This window comes from Streptomyces sparsogenes subsp. cuspidosporus (genome assembly GCF_039532705.1).
Classification (GTDB): Bacteria; Actinomycetota; Actinomycetes; order Streptomycetales; family Streptomycetaceae; genus Streptomyces; species Streptomyces sparsogenes.
In genome coordinates, this window is sequence record NZ_BAAASD010000011.1 from 1 (window position 1) to 16,591 (window position 16,591).

The following is a 16,591-nucleotide window of genomic DNA, read 5'->3' on the forward strand; positions in this document are numbered from 1 at the left end:
CGAGGCCGCCCCCGGCGACGGGGCCCCGGCGGGCGGGGCCGGAGGCGAGCGCGGCGCGGTGGGCGTGGCCGAGCCGTTCCGGGCCCGGCGGCTCGATGTGCCGGGGCACGGCGGGGGCGCGGCGGGGCGGCGGCCGCGCGCCCGCACGGCCCACGGCCGTACCACCGGCGCCCGCCGCCCCCAAGGGGCCCTCACCAAGCTGCATCTGGCGGCGACCGTACGGGCGGCCGCCCCGCACCAGCGCGACCGCGGCCGCCGGGGCCCCGGGCTCGTGGTGCGCCGTGACGACCTGCGCGAGGCGGTGCGCGAGGGCCGTGAGGGCAATCTGGTGCTGTTCGTGGTGGACGCGTCGGGGTCGATGGCCGCGCGCAAGCGCATGAGCGCCGTCAAGGGCGCCGTGCTGTCGCTGCTGCTGGACGCCTACCAGCGGCGGGACAAGGTCGGTCTGATCACGTTCCGGGGGTCGGAGGCCGCCGTGGCGCTGCCGCCCACCTCGTCGGTGGACGCGGGCGCCGCCCGGCTGGAGAGGCTGCCCACCGGGGGGCGCACCCCGCTGGCCGCCGGACTGCTGAAGGCTCGTGAGGTGCTGCGGATCGAGCGGCTCCGGGACCCGTCGCGCCGTCCGCTGCTGGTCGTGGTGACGGACGGGCGGGCCACGGGCGGAGTGGACCCGGTGGGCCGGGCGGGGCGCGCGGCCCGGCTGCTGGCGGACGACAAGGTCGCCTCGGTGGTGGTGGACTGCGAGTCGGGGCCCGTCCGGCTCGGCCTGGCGGGCGCGCTGGCCCAGGACTTGCGGGGCACCCCGGTGACCCTCGACGAACTGCGCGCGGACAGCGTGACCGCGCTGGTGCGCGACGCGCGCGCGACAAGCACCCCACGGATCGTACGGAAGACACGGAGGGCCGCCTGATGCCGCAAGGACAACCGACCGTCGTACCCGACGACGGGCTGACCACCCGGCAGCGCCGCAACCGGCCGCTGGTGCTCGTGCACACGGGCGTCGGCAAGGGCAAGTCGACCGCCGCGTTCGGGCTGGCGCTGCGGGCGTGGAACCAGAACTGGCCGGTCGGTGTATTCCAGTTTGTGAAGTCCGCGAAATGGCGGGTCGGCGAGGAGCGGGCGCTGCGCGTCCTCGGCGACTCGGGGGAAGGGGGGACCGTCGCATGGCACAAGATGGGCGAGGGCTGGTCGTGGCTCCAGCGCTCCCGCCAGGACGCCATCTCCAGCGAGGAGGCGGCGCGCGAGGGCTGGGAGCAGGTCAAGCGCGATCTCGCGGCGGAGACATACCGGCTGTATGTGCTGGACGAGTTCGCGTATCCGCTGCACTGGGGCTGGGTGGACACCGAGGAGGTGGTCTCGGTGCTGCGCGACCGCCCCGGGACCCAGCACGTGGTCATCACGGGGCGTAACGCGCCGCAGGGCTTGCTGGACTTCGCGGACCTGGTCACCGACATGTCCAAGGTCAAGCACCCGATGGACGCCGGTCAGAAGGGGCAGCGGGGCATCGAGTGGTGAGTCAGCAGTGGTGAGCGTGCCGCGCCTGGTCATCGCCGCGCCCGCGTCCGGCAGCGGCAAGACCACGGTCGCCACGGGCCTGATGGCCGCCTTCGCGGAGCGCGGTCTCGACGTGTCTCCGCACAAGGTCGGCCCCGACTACATCGACCCGGGCTATCACGCGCTGGCCGTGTCCTCCTCCCCGGCCCGCTCCGGGCGGGCGCCGCGCCCGGGCCGGAATCTGGACGCCTTTCTGTGCGGGCCGGAGCGGATCGCCCCGCTGTTCCTGCACGGTGCGGACGGCTCCGACCTGGCGGTGGTCGAGGGCGTGATGGGGCTGTACGACGGGGCGGCCGGGCAGGGCGAGCTGGCGTCCACGGCGCATGTGGCGAAGCTGCTGCGCGCGCCGGTGGTGCTGGTCGTGGACGCCTCCTCGCAGTCCCGCTCGGTGGCGGCACTGGTCCACGGCTTCGCGTCGTGGGACCCGGAGGTGCGGGTGGCCGGGGTGATCCTCAACAAGGTCGGCTCGGACCGGCATGAAGAGCTGCTCCGCGAGGCGCTGGACGGGTCGGGGGTGCCGGTGTTCGGGGCGCTGCGCCGGGTGCGCGCGGTGCGCGCGCCGAGCCGCCACCTCGGCCTGGTGCCGGTGGCCGAGCGGCGGGCGGAGGCGGTCGAGTCCGTGGCCGCGCTGGCCGAGCGGGTGCGCGCGGGCTGCGACCTGGAGGGCCTGCTCGCCCTGGCGCGCAGCGCGCCGCCGCTGCCGGACCAGCCCTGGTGCCCGGAGCGGGAGACCGCGGCCGCGCGCGGCGGGGCCGGGCCGGCGCCGGGCGGCGCGCGGCCGGTCGTGGCGCCAGGTGGAGCGCGGCCGGTCGTGGCGCTGGCCGGCGGGGCGGCCTTCACCTTCTCGTACGCGGAGCAGGCCGAGTTGCTCACCGCCGCGGGGGCCGAGGTGGTGCCCTTCGACCCGCTGCGGGAGGAGCGTCTGCCGCCCGGCACCGCCGGGCTGGTGATCGGCGGCGGCTTCCCGGAGGTCTACGCGCCGGAGCTGTCGGCGAACGGCCCGCTGCGCGCGGAGGTGGCCGGCCTCGCGGCGGCCGGCGCGCCGATCGCCGCCGAGTGCGCGGGGCTGCTGTATTTGGCGCGCTCGCTGGACGGCGAGCCGATGTGCGGGGTGCTGCCCGCCGAGGCGCGGATGTCGGAGCGGCTGACACTGGGCTACCGGGAGGCGGTGGCGGTCGGCGACAGCCCGCTCGCCGCCGCGGGCACCCGGGTGCGCGGGCATGAGTTCCACCGCACCGCCGTGGAACCGGGCGCGGGCCCGGAGCCCGCGTGGGGGCTGGTGCGGCCCGAGCGCCGCGCGGAGGGGTTCGTGCGGGGCAGGGTGCATGCCTCGTATCTGCATGTGCACTGGGCGGCGATGCCGGAGGCGGCGGTCCGGTTCGTCGGGGCCTGCGCCCCTCCGCGGAGCGGTTCAGGGGGCGGCGGGCGGTGAAGACGCCGGGAGAGCTTCCGGCGCGTCCCGAGCTGTCGGCGCGGTGGGCGCCCGTGCCATCGGCGCGGGCATCAGCGGCGGCGGTGCGCTGCGCGACGGGCCCGTCGGTGTCGGTGCCGACGGCGCCGGGGGCGTCGGTGCCGTCGGTGTCGGCGGCGGTGGTGTCGGCGGGGGCGGATGCGCCGGTGTCGTGGGCGCCTGTGCCGCCAGCGGCGGTGCGCTGCGCGACGGGCCCGTCGGTGTCGGTGTCGGCGGCGCCGGCTAGACCGGTGTCGGTGTCGACGGCGCCGGGCACGCCGGTGCCGCCAGCGCCGGTGTCGACGGCGCCGGGCACGCCGGTGCCGCCAGCGCCGGTGTGGGCGGTGCCGGGGCCGACGGCGGCGGTGCCGGCGGCGGCGGGTACCCCGGTGCCGTCGGCGCCGATGCCTGCCGCGGAAATACCGTCCGCTGCGCCTCCGGGGCTCGTCGTCGGCGTCGGGGCCAGGCACGGGGTGGACATGGAGGAGGTCGCCGGGCTCATCGGGCGGACGCTGGCCGCCGCGGGGCTTTCGGCGGGCGGGGTCGTGGAGTTGGCCACGGTCGAGGCGAAGGCCGCCGAGCCGGGGCTGGTGGCGGCGGCGGCCCGGTTCGGTGTGCCGCTGCGGGGCTACGGGGCGGCGGTGCTGGCCCGCGTCGCGGTGCCGTGCCCGTCCGGCGGCGCCGCGCTGGCCGCCGTGGGGACGCCCAGTGTCGCCGAGGCGGCCGCCCTGCTGGCCGCCGGGCCGGGGGGCGAACTGCTCGTGGGCAAACGGAAGTCGGCGCCGCCCGGCCGTCCCGCGCGGGCCACCTGCGCCGTCGCGCGCCGCCCGGCACCCGCCAAAGGCGGGCAGGTCGGGCAGGGATGACCTGCCTGCACGCCGCCCGACCGCCCTCAGTAACGTCTCGGGGCGGGACCCGACCCCGCATCGCACCGTGCACCCGCACCACCAGCACCAAGGAGACCCCGTGACGACCCCGCCCGCGCTGCTCATCGCAGGCATCGGCACCCGAGACGAAAAGCGCGCCGACGCCTTCCGCGACTTCGTACGGGAGTTGGGCGCCCGCAACCCCGGCCTGCCCGTCGCGGGCGGCTTCACCGGCCCGAGCCCTCTTCCGCTGGCCGACGCGGTGGCCCGACTCGCCGACGAGGGCGTGACCCGCTTCGCCGTCGTACCGCTGACGCTGATCCCTTCCGAGCGCGCGGAGCGGGACCTCACCGCCGCGCTGGACCGGGAGCTGGAGCTGCGCCCCGGGGCGTCGTTCCTCCGCGCCCGCCCGCTGGGCCCGCACCCGCGGCTGCTGACCGTGCTGGAGCGCCGCCTGGACGAGGCCCTGGGCGGCCGCCCGCGCTCCCCCTACGACCGGGCCGAGACCACCGTCCTGCTGGTGGGCCCGGGCTCGACCGGCCCGGACGCCAACGCGGAGGTGCACCGGGCCGCCCGGCTGCTGTGGGAGGGCCGCGGCTTCGCCGGGGTGGAGACGGCCTTCGTCTCGGTGGCCGCGCCCGACGTGGCCTCCGGTCTTGACCGCTGCGCGCTGCTGGGGGCGCGGCGGATCGTGGTGCTGCCGTACTTCCTCTTCGCGGGGGCGGCGCTGGACCGGGCACTGCAGCAGGCGGAGGGGTGGGCGCTGGCCCGCCCGGAGGTCGAGGTGCTGACCGCCGAGGTGCCGGGTCCGGCGGAGGAGTTGCTGGAGCTGGTCCTGGAGCGCTACCGGGAGGCGGCCGGGGGCGGGGCCGACAACGGTAGGGCTGACACCGGTAAGACCGGCAGTGGTGAGGCCGGCAGCGGGGCGGGCGATCCGGTCGCCGTCTCCCCGGTGGTGTCCGGACACCCCGGCTCGCCCGCGCATGTCGGCTGAACGGCCCGCCGAGGCGACCGCCGGGCCGGCCCGCGACACGTCCGGCGACACGTCCGCCGGTCCGGCCGCCGGGTTCGACCCGCGCCATCTGCGTCACCACGGTGACGCCGAGGTGCGGGGCCCGGGCGCGGGGCTGACGGATCTGGCGGTCAATGTCCGGGCCGACACGCCTCCCGGCTGGCTCAAGGCCCGGCTGGCCGCCGCGCTCGACACCCTGGCCGCCTACCCGGACGGCGGTCCGGCGCGGCGCGCGGTCGCCGCGCGGCATGGCGTGCCGGAGGCACGGGTGCTGCTGACCGCGGGGGCGGCGGAGGCGTTCGTCCTGCTGGCGCGCGCCCTTCCGATGCGGCGCCCGGTCGTGGTGCACCCGCAGTTCACCGAGCCGGAGGCCGCGCTGCGGGACGCCGGGCACCGGGTGGAGCGGGTGGTGCTCGACGAGCGGGACGGCTTCCGGCTGGATCCGGGCGCGGTGCCGGACGAGGCGGATCTGGTGGTGGTCGGCAATCCCACCAACCCGACGTCCGTGCTGCACCCGGCGGACGCGGTGGCCGCCCTGGCCCGGCCCGGGCGGACGCTGGTGGTGGACGAGGCGTTCATGGACGCCGTGCCCGGCGAGCGGGAGTCGCTCGCCGCCCGCACCGATGTGCCGGGTCTCGTCGTGCTGCGCAGCCTCACCAAGACCTGGGGGTTGGCGGGGCTGCGGATCGGCTATGTGCTGGCCGGGCCGGAGACGGTCGCGGCGCTCGAGCGGGCGCAGCCGCTGTGGCCGGTGTCCTCCCCGGCGCTGGTGGCGGCGGAGGCATGCTGTGAGCCCGCGGCGCTCGCCGAGGCGGAGCGGGCGGCGGACGCCATCGCCGCCGACCGGGCCCATCTGGCCGCCCGGCTGGCGGAGTTCGAGGAGGTCCGGGTGTGTGCCCCGGCGGCCGGACCCTTCCTGCTGGTCCGGCTGCCGGAGGCCACCGCGGTCCGCGCCCGCCTGCGCGAGTTCGGTTTCGCGGTGCGGCGCGGTGACACGTTTCCGGGTCTCGGCCCGGAGTGGCTGCGGCTCGCGGTCCGCGACCCGGCCACGACCGACCGCTTCGTCACCGCCCTGGCGAAGGCTCTCGCCGAGCGGTGACGCGCGGCCGGTCAAGGCCGGTCAGGACCGGCCAGGGCCGACCGTGCACCGGTCAGGGCCGGTGCCGGTACGGCTGGGCCGCGCCGGGTCAGACCCCGTCGCCCGCCCCGGCGCCGCGACGGCGGCGGCCCAGGACGACGGCGCCGCCGCCCAGGGCCAGCAGGGCCGCGCCGCCGGCCACCAGGTACGGCGTGGCCGAGCTGCCGCCGGTCTCGGCGAGGTGTTCCGGCTTCTTCGGGCCGGGGGCGGCCTGGGAGCCGATCCCGGAGCCCGGGGCACCCGGGGCCTCACAGGTCGCCTTGGCCAGGGTGACCTTCCCCTCGACCTCGGAGACGTTCAGCTTGAGCGGGTTCACCGAGACGTTCAGCTCGAGTGCCGTGGCCGCGGCGGTGCGGGACGTGGTCGCGGTGCGCGACAGGTCCAGCCGGACGGTGCCGACCGCGGGCACGTCCACCGTGGTGGTGCCGCTGGAGGAGAGGGTGGCCTTCTTGCCGAGCACGACCACGTCACCCAGCACGTTGGACTGGGCGGTGGGCCGCTTGCCGGCCTTGCAGACCGCCTTCGAGGTGACCTGCTGGACCTCGATCAGCGGCACGGCCGGCAGCCCGGGGAGGTGCACCTTGGCGTGCGCGAGGTTGGCGTATCCCTCGGCGCGGGACTTGTCGACGGTGCCACGCGCGGTGGCCACGTCCGCGCGCAGGACGTTGAACGGCTTGCCCCCCTCGACGCCGTCCAGTGTCGCGCTGAGCGCGGTCTTGTTGGCGGAGGCCGGCGCGCGCACCTCGTTGAGGGTGAGCGCCAGCGGCGCCTTGACCGTCTTGTTGAGCGTCGAGACGGTCAGATCGGCGCGGAGCACGGCCGCGCCGGCTCCGCCCGTCTGGTGCGTGCTCGTCTTGGCTGCCTCGCCCGCCTTGCCGTCGCCGTCGGTGGCGTGCGCCGCGCTCGCGGGCAGCAGGCCGAGGACGGTGACGGCGGCAGCGGCCGTGGCGGCCGCCAGACGGCGGGCGGGCATGCCGGAGTAGTTGTTGGTGGAACAGGACACGTGAGTTGACCCCCACAGGAGAACATGGAGCCGCCGGCGACTCGCCACGGGGGGACATCACGGGCGCCGACGGCATCGACCCCGCAATATTTGCGGCATGCAAGGCCAACTCGCAGGTTTGCGGGATCAGTTCATCCCAACGAGTGCAATTCGCCGGTGTGTTCGGTCCCGTGTCTTCCCGGGGTCCCACCACGCGGCAGACCACCCGCGCAGCAGACGACCCGCGCGGCAGGCCCCCGCTCAGCAGACCCCCGCAGACCCCCGCTCAGCCGACCACCCGCCCGCGCAGCACCACCCGCCGCGGCGCCGTCAGCACACGCACATCCGCCCGCGGGTCGGACTCGTACACGACCAGGTCCGCGGGCGCGCCCTCGGTGAGCCCGGGCCGCCCGAGCCAGGCCCGCGCGCCCCAGGTCGCCGCCGACAGCGCGGCCGTCGCCGGGATGCCGGCCTTGACCAGCTCGGCGACCTCGAGGCCGACCAGGCCGTGCGGGAGCGAACCGCCCGCGTCCGTGCCGGTGTAGATGGGCACGCCCGCGTCGTAGGCCGCGCGCACGGTGTCGTAGCGGCGCTCGTGCAGCCGCCGCATGTGGTCCGCCCAGCGCGGGAACTTCTTCTCCCCGCCCTTCGCCAGGTCGGGGAAGGTGGCGATGTTGACCAGGGTCGGGACGATCGCGACGCCGCGCTCCGCGAAGAGCGGGATGGTCTCCTCGGTCAGTCCCGTGGCGTGCTCGACGCAGTCGATCCCCGCCTCCACCAGCGGGGCCAGGGTCTCCTCCGCGAAGCAGTGCGCGGTGACCCGCGCGCCGAGACGGTGGGCCTCGGCGATGGCCGCCTCGGCCTGCGCGCGCGGCCAGCAGGCCGCCAGGTCCCCGACCTCCCGGTCGATCCAGTCGCCGACCAGCTTGACCCAGCCGTCCCCGCGCCGCGCCTCCCGCGCCACGTACGCCACCAGCTCCTCGGGCTCGATCTCGTGGGCGTAGTTGCGGATGTAGCGCTTGGTCCGGGCGATGTGGCGGCCCGCCCGGATGATCCGGGGCAGGTCCTCGCGGTCGTCTATCCAGCGCGTGTCGGCGGGCGAGCCGGCGTCCCGCAGCAGCAGCGCACCGGCCTCCCGCTCGGTCAGCGCCTGCTTCTCGCTGGTCGAGTCGTCGACGGCGCCATGGGTGTCGAGCCCCACGTGGCAGTGCGCGTCCACGAGCCCGGGCAGCACCCACCCCTCGATGGTCCTGACGTCCCGGGCGGCGACCGGCCGCTCGTAGGTGATCCTCCCGTCCACGACCCACAACTCGTCCCGGATGTCCTCGGCGAGGCCCCCGGCGTCCGGCCCGACGAGCACCCTGCCCTTGATGTGCAGCACCGCGCTATCCCTCATGCCTCGCACTGTACGAGACTTCGCCGACGCCCTGACCGGCCAGTTCCCCAGGGCGAAAACGGCGCCACTCGTACAACACGAAGAGCGCTGCTACGCTCACGCAACCCACCGGACGAGGGGAAGTGAGGAGGCCCGTGTGAGCGCTCCCACCGATGACCCGGCCGCCGTACGCCCTGCACCGGCGGCCCTGCCCGAGTCGACGGAGAACCCGCCCCCGGCTGCCGCTGGGAGCCGCCCCCCGCCGGACTTACCGGCGCCCGATCCGGAACCCCCGCCCCCGGCCGGCCCCCCTTCCGCTGCCGATCTCCCGCCCGCGGCCGGCCCCCCGCCCGGATCGGCCCCCGTCGCGCCGGCGGATGCCCAGGACGCACAGGACGCACAGGCGGAGTTCCGGGAGTTCTTCGAACGGCACCACGCCGAACTGGCCCGCCTCGCGCATCTGCTGCTCGGCAGCTCGGACGGCGCGGACGACCTCGCCGCCGACGCGCTGGTCGCGGTGTGGCACCAGTGGGACCGGGTGCGGGCCGCCGAGCACCCGGCCGCGTACGCCCGGGGCGTGGTGACCAATCTGGCGCGCTCCAGGATCCGCAGCCTGGTCCGCGAGCGCCGCCGGGTGGCACTCTTCTCCTCCCAGCGCGCCGACCACGTCGACGACCCGGACGTCTCCGCCGTGGTGGACGTGCAGGCGGCGCTGGTGCGGCTGCCGTTCCGCAAGCGCGCCTGCGTGGTGCTGCGGCACGCCTTCGACCTGTCGGAGCGGGAGACCGCGCGTACGCTCGGCATCTCGGTGGGCACGGTCAAGAGCCAGACCTCCCGGGGCATCGCGGAGCTGGAGCGGCTGCTGGGCTCGGCGCACGGCGGCGAGCGGCCGCCCGCCCCGGGTCCGCAGGAGACCGTACGGAAACTCCACCCTGGTCATGCGGGAGGGAACGGTCGATGATCGACCACCGCGAGCGGCACGGCCGGATCGATGTCGCCGCCGAACTGCGCGCCGCCGCCCGGTCGCACCGGCCGGACCGGGCGCGCATGCTGGCCCGGGTGAGCGCGGGGATGGCGCCGGGTGGCCGGGGGCGCCCCGGGCGCGGGTGGACGCGTGTGGCGGGCCCGGTCGCCGGGCTCGCGGCGGCCGTCGCGGCCGCCGGGATCGTGATGCTGGCCACGGAGCCGGCGCAGCGGCCGCAGACCGTGCGGACGTCGAGCGAGCCCGCCGCGCCGCCGGCCCACGCGGGGCGGGGCGGGACGGGGCAGGAGACGGAGGACGGGTCACAGCGCCACACTCCGACCGCCTCCCCCACCGCGGTCGGTCCAAACCACCTCGCCGACCCCGTGGTGCGGTCGAGCGGCGAGATCGATCCGGGGTCCAATCCGTACTGGGCGCAGAGCGATGTGATCGTGACGAACGGCAAGCCGCTGACCTCGCTGACGGTCGAGCTGCGGGTCGCGCACACCGGAGGGGTGCTCACCACCGGCTCCTGGAGCACGCTGCCCAAGGGCGACCTCGAGGTCTCGGTGCGCGACGAGGGCGGCGCGCTGGTGTACCGCTGGGCGCTGAAGGACGGGGCCACGGTGCCCGCGGGGCGGCATGTCTTCGCCGGGCAGTACAACCACGCCGAGGGCGACCGGGAGATCACAGGGGACCGCTACTCGGCCAGCGGCTACGGCCCCTCGGGCGCCTTCGCCGTCCGGGGCGGATTCCACAAAGCCCGCCCAACCAGGTGAGGCGAGGGAATCCGGGGGAACCCAGGTGAATTCCCGATGGCTCGTCGGGATATAAAGAGAGCACCTTTTTGAATACAGGTTCCCATCTTCGTTTGCCCGCTTTCCGGACTCCTAAACGCCGAGATTTCGTAACCCGGAAGCGCTGCAATTCGAGGGCGTCACCCGGCCGTTACGCGAATGTGACACACTCCACACGCCGACCGTTTCGCCCCGGTAACTCCCTGACAAAACAATACTTTTCAACAACCCCCTCGTGCGCACGCGCGTCCCCGCGCGATATCACACCCACCCCTCTTCGGGTAACCCCTCACCTCGATGCAATTTCAGATTGTGCTGGGTAAATTCAATCCGCATGACCGCCGCACAAGCAGACCTTGCAGGTGCCCGAAGAGAAATGCCGGAAGGACTGACACTCGAGGCCCCCCGCATCGAGGACGGAGCCGCTATCTGGCGCATCGCCCGCGACTCGGGGACGTTGGACCTGAACTCCTCCTACAGCTATCTGCTGTGGTGTCGCGACTTCGCCGCCACCTCCGTGGTGGCCCGGAACGCGCAGGGGAAACCGGTCGGCTTCGTCACCGGTTACCTCCGCCCGCAGCGCCCCCGGACCCTGGTGGTCTGGCAGGTCGCCGTGGACCGGGCGTGGCGTGGCCGGGGGCTGGCCGCCGCCCTGCTGGACGGGCTGACCGCGCGCGTCGCCGAGCAGTCGGACATCCACGGCGTCGAGACCACGATCACCCCGGACAACACCGCCTCCAACCGGCTGTTCACCTCCTTCGCCGAACGGCACGGCGCGCCCGTCGAGCATGAGGTGCTGTTCGACGGCGGGCTGTTCCCCGACGGCGGCCACGAGCCGGAGGTGCTGTACCGCATCGGCCCGCTCGCCGCCGGCACCTGAGGCCCCACCCCTCGTCCCGAGCCCCCGCCCAAGACTTCCTCACCCCTCACACCCCTCTCCCAGGAGATCGCTGTGACCATCACCCCGCCCGCCCTGAGCGTCTTCGAGGCCCTGGAGTCGGAGGTGCGCAGCTACTGCCGCGGCTGGCCCGCCGTCTTCGACCGCGCCCAGGGCAGCTACATGTACGACGAGGACGGCCACACCTACCTCGACTTCTTCGCCGGGGCCGGAGCACTCAACTACGGCCACAACAATCCGGTCCTCAAACGCGCGCTGCTGGACTACATCGAGCGCGACGGCGTCACCCACGGTCTGGACATGGGCACCACCGCCAAGCGCGCCTTCCTGGAGTCCTTCCAGAACAACGTGCTGCGCCCGCGCGACCTGCCGTACAAGGTCATGTTCCCGGGGCCGACGGGCACCAACGCCGTGGAGGCGGCCCTGAAGCTGGCCCGCAAGGTCAAGGGGCGCGAGTCCATCGTGTCCTTCACCAACGCCTTCCACGGGATGTCGCTGGGCGCGCTCGCCGTGACCGGCAACGCCTTCAAACGGGCCGGCGCGGGCATCCCGCTGGTCCACGGCACCCCGATGCCGTTCGACAACTACCTGGACGGGCGGGTGCCCGACTTCCTGTGGTTCGAGCGGCTGCTGGAGGACCAGGGCTCCGGCCTCAACCAGCCCGCCGCCGTCATCGTCGAGACGGTGCAGGGCGAGGGCGGCATCAACGTGGCGCGCGCCGAGTGGCTGCGCGGCCTGGCCGAGCTGTGCAAGCGCCGCGACATGCTGCTGATCGTCGACGACATCCAGATGGGCTGCGGCCGCACCGGCCCGTTCTTCTCCTTCGAGGAGGCGGGCATCACCCCGGACATCGTCACCCTCTCCAAGTCCATCGGCGGCTACGGGCTGCCCATGTCGCTGGCGCTGTTCCGCCCCGAGCTGGACGTCTGGGAGCCGGGCGAGCACAACGGCACCTTCCGCGGCAACAACCCGGCCTTTGTCACCGCCGCCGCCGCCCTGAACACGTACTGGGCGGACGGCCAGATGGAGAAGCAGACGCTGGCCCGCGGCGAGCAGGTCGAGCAGGCGCTGCGCGCGATCTGCGAGGAGCACGTCCGGCTGGGCGCCGAGTACCGCGGCCGCGGGCTGGTCTGGGGCCTGGAGTTCACCGACCGCTCGCGCGCCTCGGCGGTGTGCGCCCGCGCCTTCGAGCTCGGCCTGCTGGTGGAGACCTCGGGCCCGGAGAGCGAGGTCGTCAAGCTGCTGCCGCCGCTGACCGTCTCCCCCGAGGAACTGGACGAGGGGCTGCGGACCCTCGCCCGCGCGGTGCGCGAGACCGCCTGAGGCGTTCCCCGGGGCGCCCGCGTCACCCCCGTCACACCCGGCACCCCCACATCCCATCCATCTCATCCCACACCGGATCCCCCACCGGATCACGAACAGAAAGGCGACCATCCACCGTGATCGTCCGATCCTTCAAGGACATCGAGGGCACCGAGCGGCATGTGAAGGCCAAATCGGGCACCTGGGAGAGCAAGCGCATCGTCCTCGCGAGGGAGCGGGTGGGCTTCTCGCTGCACGAGACCACGCTCTACGCGGGCACCGAGACGTCGATGTGGTACGCCAACCACATCGAGGCCGTGCTGTGCGTGGAGGGTGAGGCCGAGCTCACCAACGACGAGACCGGCGAGAAGCACTGGATCACCCCCGGCACCATGTATCTGCTGGACGGGCACGAGAAGCACACGATGCGCCCGAAGACCGACTTCCGTTGCGTCTGCGTCTTCAACCCGCCGATCACCGGGCGGGAGGACCACGACGAGAACGGCGTGTACCCCCTGATCACCGAGCCGGAGGAGGTTTGATCCGGATGACCACCACGGTCGCAGACCTGTACCCGACGCGAGGCAGCTCCGAGACGGTCACCCCGCGGGTGGACCCGGTGGTGTGGTCGGAGCCCGGGGCGCCCGGCCCGATGCGGCCGTCCGAGCTGAGCGACTTCGACCGCGACGGCTTCCTGGCGATCGAGGAGCTGATCACCCCGGACGAGGTCGCGGTCTACCGCGCCGAACTGGACCGGCTGATCTCCGATCCCGAGGTGCGGGCCGACGAGCGCTCGATCATCGAGCCGAAGTCGCAGGACGTGCGGTCGGTGTTCGAGGTGCACCGGATCAGCGAGGTCTTCGCGAACCTGGTCCGCGACCCGCGGGTGGTGGGCCGGGCCCGTCAGATCCTCGGTTCCGACGTGTACGTCCACCAGAGCCGGATCAACGTGAAGCCGGGCTTCGGCGCCTCCGGCTTCTACTGGCACTCGGACTTCGAGACCTGGCACGCCGAGGACGGGCTGCCGAACATGCGGACGGTGTCCGTCTCGATCGCGCTGACCGAGAACTACGACACCAACGGCGGCCTGATGATCATGCCGGGGTCGCACCGCACGTTCCTGGGCTGCGCGGGCGCGACGCCCAAGGACAACTACAAGAAGTCGCTGCAGATGCAGGACGCGGGCACCCCCTCGGACGAGGCGCTGACCAAGCTCGCCGACGCGCACGGCATCAAGCTGTTCACCGGCAAGGCGGGGTCGGCGACCTGGTTCGACTGCAACTGCATGCACGGGTCGGGCGACAACATCACGCCGTACCCGCGCAGCAATGTCTTCATCGTCTTCAACAGCGTGGAGAACACGGCGGTCGAGCCCTTCGCGGCGCCGGTCCGGCGGCCGGAGTTCATCGGGGCGCGGGACTTCACCCCCGTACGGTGACCCGGCCTGCCGTACGGTGACCCGGCCCCCTGGCCGGGGGCGGGCCCGGACCACCGGGCCCGCCCCCGGCCAGGGGTGGTCAGAGGGTGTCTCCCCCTACGCCGTGGCCGACAGGACGGAGACCACGTCGAGCAGCCGGTCCACATCGGCCGCGGAGTTGTAGAGGTGGAACGAGGCGCGCAGATTCCCCGCGCGGGCCGAGACGACGACGTTGGCCTCGGCGAGGCGGGGCGCGGCGTGGCCGAGCCCCGGCACGGACACGATGGCCGAGCCCGGGGCGTCCACCCACCGGTGTCCCAGCTGGGCGAGCCCGGCCCGGAAGCGGTCGGCGAGGGCGCGGTCGTGGGCGCCGATGGCCTCGACGCCCAGCTCCTCGACGAGCGCGAGGGCGGGCGCGGCGCCCACGTACGACAGCAGGCTGGGGCTCTGGTCGAAGCGGCGGGCGGAGTGGGCGAGTTCCTCGACCGGCCCGTAGCAGCTGTCCCAGGGTTTCTCGCCGGCCGCCCAGCCGGCGAAGACCGGGGTGAGCCCGCCGAGGTCCTCGGGGACGGTCAGGAACGCGACGCCGCGCGGGCACAGGAGCCACTTGTAGCCGACGCACACGGTGTAGTCGGCCTCGTCGGCGTCCATCGGCAGCCACCCGGCGCCCTGGCTGCCGTCCACCAGGAGCCGCGCGCCGTGGGCGCGGGCGGCCGCGCGGATGGCGTCCAGGTCGGCGATCCGGCCGTCCGCCGACTGCACGGCGCTGACGGCGACCAGGGCGGTGCCGGGGCGCACCGCGTCCGCCAGCTCCTCCAGCGGCACGGCGCGCGGCTTGAGGTCGCGGCGCATGGTGAAGGGGTTCACCAGGGAGCTGAAGTCGCGCTCGGCGCACAGGACTTCGGCCCCGGCGGGCAGCGAGGCCGCCACCAGCGCGGCGTACACGGCGACCGAGGCGCCCGCGGCGACCCGCCGCGCCGGCACCCCGGTCAGCCGGGCGAAGGCGGCGCGCGCCTCCTCCACCGCCTCCCAGGCCAGGTCGGCGGCGGGTGCTCCGCCGGCCGTGGCGTCGAGGGCTTCCTTCATCGCGGCCACGGCCCGGGCGGGGGTCAGACCGGTGGAGGAGGTGTTGAGGTACGTCGCCTGCGGCGCGAATTCCGCGCCTCCTGGGTGGTTTCTGGTCTCCATGCCCACCCACTGTGACTCCTCCCCTCCCGAAAGAGGGGCTTCTCACTCAGCCGCCGTGGCGACTTCATGACGGCCAAGCCCTGACCGGCGCCTCACGGCGCATACCGAGTGTTGCAGATCGATCACGCAGTGCGCAATCGAGTTATTTTGCACCCTCGCTGACCTGCGAGGCCTCCCAGGCCTGGCGCAGCGCCTGGGTGAAGATCTCAGCCGGTTGGCCGCCCGAGACGCCGAAGCGGCGGTCGAGGACGAAGAAGGGCACGGCGGTGGCGCCCAGCTCGGCGGCCTCGCGCTCGTCGGCGCGTACGGCGTCGGCGTAGGCGCTGTCGTCGTCGAGCACCGCGCGGGCCTCGTCGGGGTCGAGCCCGGCCTCGGCGGCGAGGGAGAGCAGCGTCGCGGGGTCGAAGACGGATCGTTCCTCGGCGAAGTTCGCGGCGTAGAGCAGGTCGAGCAGCTCGCCCTGGCGGCCGCGGGCCTTGGCGAGGTGCAGCAGCCGGTGGAGGTCGAAGGTGTTGCCGTGGTCGCGGTCCGCGCGGTAGCCGAGGCCGGCGTCGGCCGCGGCCTCGGCGACCCGGGCCTCCATGGCCTGGGCCTGCTCGCGCGGGACCCGGTACTTGGCCGTCAGCATGTCGAGCACCGGCACGGTGTCGCCCTTGGGGCGGTCGGGGTCGAGTTCGAAGGAGCGGTGGACCACCTCGACCCGGTCGCGGTGGTCGAAGGCGGCCAGGCCCTCCTCGAAACGGGCCTTCCCGATGTAACACCAGGGGCAGACGATGTCGGACCAGATCTCTACGCGCATGGAGCGGGTCAACCACTGAGGGCCCCGGTTCATTCCCCCCGGGGATTGCGATCACCTGATTCGGGGTGATTGTCTCCCCAGCATGGCCAACCTCATCCTCCGGCTCACCGAAGAAGAACACGAGGAGATCCGGCGCCGTGCGGCGGCCGTCGGCATGACGCCGCAGGCGTACGGGCGGGCGCGGCTCGCGCTGGACCGGGACGAGACGCGGGAGGCCTTCCTGGCCGCGTTCCGGGATTCGCTGCACCGCTGGAGGGGCGAGTTCGACGAGCTCAACGAGGAGCTGGCGGCCCGGCCCCGCAGCACCAGCAAGGAGATGGGGTTCGACCCGGCCACGTGCCTGAAGGACGCGTGTTGACCCCGTCGCCGGGGCATCCGATCGACTTCCCCACCCTGCTCCAGGCGACCGCGGACATCCCCGGCTCGCCCGCCATAGACGACTACGGCGTGCCGCTGGCGGCCGTCCACCGGCACGGCGCGCACATGCTGAACCAGGACGTGTACTGGGGCGCCCACCTGAAGGCGGCCGCGGTCCTGGACACGCTGCTGCGCCATCCCTGGCTGGAGCACTCCCAGGCCGACGCGGCGTGGGCCGCGACCCGGGCGGTGCTGACGATAAACGGCCTGACCCTCGCCCGGGACGTCAAGGGCTCGGAGGTCCTGGCGCTGATGCGCGACATCGCGGGCCCGGGGATCCCGCTGCGCGACATCGCCCGCGCGCTGCGCGCCTGGACCACGGAGGGGACGGCGGACGGAACGGCGGAAGGCGCTGCGGAGGGGCCGGCGGACGGGACGGCGGCCGGCTGAGCGCCGCGCTCGCCGGGCGCGTACGCCCCGGGGGGCCGACCTGTG

Annotated in this window: 19 protein-coding genes; 15 read left to right on the top strand and 4 right to left on the bottom strand. The window is 74.3% G+C overall.

The genetic code is table 11. The annotated features are described in order from the left end of the window. From ABFY07_RS15545 to cobC, 7 genes are all read left to right on the top strand, one after another. The coding region (locus ABFY07_RS15545) for a vWA domain-containing protein (protein ID WP_346175071.1) at positions 1 to 910 on the top strand (910 nt) is incomplete at its 5' end. Further along, a complete protein-coding gene (gene cobO / locus ABFY07_RS15550; RefSeq protein WP_346175072.1) occupies positions 910 to 1,515 on the top strand; it encodes a cob(I)yrinic acid a,c-diamide adenosyltransferase in 606 nt (201 codons plus the stop codon). The genes ABFY07_RS15545 and cobO, both read left to right, overlap by 1 nt. Before the next feature lie 7 nt (positions 1,516 to 1,522). Next, on the top strand, positions 1,523 to 2,986 hold the full coding sequence (locus ABFY07_RS15555; RefSeq protein WP_346175073.1) for a cobyrinic acid a,c-diamide synthase CobB: 1,464 nt from the start codon (positions 1,523 to 1,525) through the stop codon (positions 2,984 to 2,986). Positions 2,987 to 3,029: 43 nt separating this feature from the next. After that, complete coding sequence (locus ABFY07_RS15560; RefSeq protein WP_346175074.1) at positions 3,030 to 3,251, top strand: hypothetical protein; 222 nt, start codon at positions 3,030 to 3,032, stop codon at positions 3,249 to 3,251. 157 nt (positions 3,252 to 3,408) lie between these two features. Continuing rightward, positions 3,409 to 3,870, top strand: coding sequence for a cobalamin biosynthesis protein (locus ABFY07_RS15565; RefSeq protein WP_428836934.1), 462 nt, complete (start codon positions 3,409 to 3,411; stop codon positions 3,868 to 3,870). 100 nt (positions 3,871 to 3,970) lie between these two features. Further along, a complete protein-coding gene (locus ABFY07_RS15570; RefSeq protein ID WP_346175075.1) occupies positions 3,971 to 4,864 on the top strand; it encodes a sirohydrochlorin chelatase in 894 nt (297 codons plus the stop codon). Beyond that, positions 4,854 to 5,981 (top strand): Rv2231c family histidinol phosphate aminotransferase CobC, encoded by a 1,128-nt coding sequence (gene cobC / locus ABFY07_RS15575; protein WP_346175076.1) that lies wholly within the window; start codon positions 4,854 to 4,856, stop codon positions 5,979 to 5,981. Before ABFY07_RS15570 ends, cobC begins: the two co-directional genes overlap by 11 nt. Before the next feature lie 88 nt (positions 5,982 to 6,069). Here cobC and ABFY07_RS15580 read toward each other — a convergent pair whose 3' ends face one another. After that, positions 6,070 to 6,993 (bottom strand): SCO1860 family LAETG-anchored protein, encoded by a 924-nt coding sequence (locus ABFY07_RS15580; protein ID WP_346175233.1) that lies wholly within the window; start codon positions 6,991 to 6,993, stop codon positions 6,070 to 6,072. Positions 6,994 to 7,288: 295 nt separating this feature from the next. After that, the gene (locus ABFY07_RS15585) at positions 7,289 to 8,398 is read right to left on the bottom strand and encodes an amidohydrolase family protein (protein WP_346175077.1); all 1,110 of its coding nucleotides are present in this window, start codon (positions 8,396 to 8,398) and stop codon (positions 7,289 to 7,291) included. A 421-nt stretch (positions 8,399 to 8,819) separates the two neighbouring features. Here ABFY07_RS15585 and ABFY07_RS15590 point away from each other — a divergent pair, with 421 nt between their 5' ends. The 6 genes from ABFY07_RS15590 to thpD all read left to right on the top strand — a co-directional run bounded on the left by ABFY07_RS15590 (position 8,820) and on the right by thpD (position 13,773). Beyond that, positions 8,820 to 9,338 (top strand): SigE family RNA polymerase sigma factor, encoded by a 519-nt coding sequence (locus tag ABFY07_RS15590; protein ID WP_346175234.1) that lies wholly within the window; start codon positions 8,820 to 8,822, stop codon positions 9,336 to 9,338. After that, on the top strand, positions 9,335 to 10,117 hold the full coding sequence (locus ABFY07_RS15595) for a hypothetical protein (protein ID WP_346175078.1): 783 nt from the start codon (positions 9,335 to 9,337) through the stop codon (positions 10,115 to 10,117). Before ABFY07_RS15590 ends, ABFY07_RS15595 begins: the two co-directional genes overlap by 4 nt. 352 nt (positions 10,118 to 10,469) lie before the next feature. Next, a complete protein-coding gene (gene ectA / locus ABFY07_RS15600; RefSeq protein WP_346175079.1) occupies positions 10,470 to 11,015 on the top strand; it encodes a diaminobutyrate acetyltransferase in 546 nt (181 codons plus the stop codon). Positions 11,016 to 11,087: 72 nt separating this feature from the next. Then, entirely contained in the window at positions 11,088 to 12,356 is a 1,269-nt protein-coding gene (gene ectB, locus ABFY07_RS15605; RefSeq protein ID WP_065958337.1) for a diaminobutyrate--2-oxoglutarate transaminase, read from the top strand. A 116-nt stretch (positions 12,357 to 12,472) separates the two neighbouring features. Further along, a complete protein-coding gene (locus tag ABFY07_RS15610) occupies positions 12,473 to 12,877 on the top strand; it encodes an ectoine synthase (RefSeq protein WP_065958339.1) in 405 nt (134 codons plus the stop codon). A 5-nt stretch (positions 12,878 to 12,882) separates the two neighbouring features. Further along, entirely contained in the window at positions 12,883 to 13,773 is an 891-nt protein-coding gene (thpD, locus tag ABFY07_RS15615; RefSeq protein ID WP_346175080.1) for an ectoine hydroxylase, read from the top strand. Between the two features lie 96 nt (positions 13,774 to 13,869). On the opposite strand, the gene ABFY07_RS15620 is transcribed toward thpD, so the two are convergent. Then, the gene (locus ABFY07_RS15620; RefSeq protein WP_346175081.1) at positions 13,870 to 14,940 is read right to left on the bottom strand and encodes an aminotransferase class V-fold PLP-dependent enzyme; all 1,071 of its coding nucleotides are present in this window, start codon (positions 14,938 to 14,940) and stop codon (positions 13,870 to 13,872) included. Between the two features lie 142 nt (positions 14,941 to 15,082). After that, positions 15,083 to 15,739: a DsbA family oxidoreductase gene (locus ABFY07_RS15625; RefSeq protein ID WP_346175082.1), complete on the bottom strand. Its 657-nt coding sequence runs from the start codon at positions 15,737 to 15,739 to the stop codon at positions 15,083 to 15,085. Between the two features lie 82 nt (positions 15,740 to 15,821). Here ABFY07_RS15625 and ABFY07_RS15630 point away from each other — a divergent pair, with 82 nt between their 5' ends. Together ABFY07_RS15630 and ABFY07_RS15635 are read left to right on the top strand one after the other, a co-directional pair. Continuing rightward, positions 15,822 to 16,097, top strand: a complete 276-nt coding sequence (locus tag ABFY07_RS15630) for a plasmid mobilization protein (protein ID WP_065958345.1) — start codon at positions 15,822 to 15,824, stop codon at positions 16,095 to 16,097. Further along, on the top strand, positions 16,094 to 16,546 hold the full coding sequence (locus ABFY07_RS15635; RefSeq protein ID WP_346175083.1) for a fic family toxin-antitoxin system, toxin component: 453 nt from the start codon (positions 16,094 to 16,096) through the stop codon (positions 16,544 to 16,546). Before ABFY07_RS15630 ends, ABFY07_RS15635 begins: the two co-directional genes overlap by 4 nt. Positions 16,547 to 16,591 lie beyond the last annotated feature (45 nt).

What these genes read in the sequence shown, in the direction of transcription:
- cobO (WP_346175072.1), top strand. Translation starts at nt 910, where the DNA reads ATGCCGCAAGGACAACCGACCGTCGTACCCGACGACGGGCTGACCACC.
- ABFY07_RS15565 (WP_428836934.1), top strand. Translation starts at nt 3,409, where the DNA reads ATGCCTGCCGCGGAAATACCGTCCGCTGCGCCTCCGGGGCTCGTCGTC.
- cobC (WP_346175076.1), top strand. Translation starts at nt 4,854, where the DNA reads ATGTCGGCTGAACGGCCCGCCGAGGCGACCGCCGGGCCGGCCCGCGAC.
- ABFY07_RS15580 (WP_346175233.1), bottom strand. Translation starts at nt 6,993, where the DNA reads ATGCCCGCCCGCCGTCTGGCGGCCGCCACGGCCGCTGCCGCCGTCACC.
- ABFY07_RS15585 (WP_346175077.1), bottom strand. Translation starts at nt 8,398, where the DNA reads ATGAGGGATAGCGCGGTGCTGCACATCAAGGGCAGGGTGCTCGTCGGG.
- ABFY07_RS15595 (WP_346175078.1), top strand. Translation starts at nt 9,335, where the DNA reads ATGATCGACCACCGCGAGCGGCACGGCCGGATCGATGTCGCCGCCGAA.
- ectA (WP_346175079.1), top strand. Translation starts at nt 10,470, where the DNA reads ATGACCGCCGCACAAGCAGACCTTGCAGGTGCCCGAAGAGAAATGCCG.
- thpD (WP_346175080.1), top strand. Translation starts at nt 12,883, where the DNA reads ATGACCACCACGGTCGCAGACCTGTACCCGACGCGAGGCAGCTCCGAG.
- ABFY07_RS15620 (WP_346175081.1), bottom strand. Translation starts at nt 14,940, where the DNA reads ATGGAGACCAGAAACCACCCAGGAGGCGCGGAATTCGCGCCGCAGGCG.
- ABFY07_RS15625 (WP_346175082.1), bottom strand. Translation starts at nt 15,739, where the DNA reads ATGCGCGTAGAGATCTGGTCCGACATCGTCTGCCCCTGGTGTTACATC.
- ABFY07_RS15630 (WP_065958345.1), top strand. Translation starts at nt 15,822, where the DNA reads ATGGCCAACCTCATCCTCCGGCTCACCGAAGAAGAACACGAGGAGATC.